1 protein-coding gene is annotated in these 502 nt (G+C 67.5%); it reads right to left on the minus strand.

The window, feature by feature from the left end; genetic code table 11:
• Positions 1-495, minus strand: a 495-nt coding sequence (locus tag VPH61_RS18835) for an FGGY family carbohydrate kinase (RefSeq protein WP_332065055.1), incomplete at its 3' end; no start/stop codon positions are given.
• Positions 496-502: the final 7 nt, after the last annotated feature.

Consider the following 502-nt stretch of genomic DNA (forward strand, 5'->3'; position numbering starts at 1 on the left):
GTCGGTCGTGCCGAACAGCAGGTCGCCGGCCTCGGCCTTCGCGCGCGCACCCTCGACGTTCTCGAGGATCCACACGATCTTCGTGCCCGAGAAGTAGGTCGCGAGCGGCAGCCCGACCTTCTCCTTGAACCGCTCGACGCCGCCGTCGGCCGCGAGCCGGTCGACGATCGATTGCGTGCGGGTGTCCTGCCACACGATCGCGTTGTACACCGGCTCGCCGGTGTTCTTGTCCCACACCACCGCGGTCTCGCGCTGGTTCGTGATGCCCACCGCGGCGATGTCGTGACGGGTCAGGTTCGCCTTGCCGAGGGCCTGGCCGATCACCTCGCCCGTGTTGCGCCAGATCTCGGCGGGGTCGTGCTCGACCCAGCCCGCCTTGGGGAAGATCTGCTCGTGCTCGAGCTGCCCGGTCGAGACGATCGATCCGGCCTTGTCGAAGATGATCGCGCGCGACGAGGTCGTGCCCTGGTCGATCGCGAGGATGTAGTCGGCCATCTGAGAA

It is taken from the genome of Agromyces sp. CCNWLW203, from assembly GCF_036576125.1.
Lineage (GTDB): Bacteria > Actinomycetota > Actinomycetes > Actinomycetales > Microbacteriaceae > Agromyces.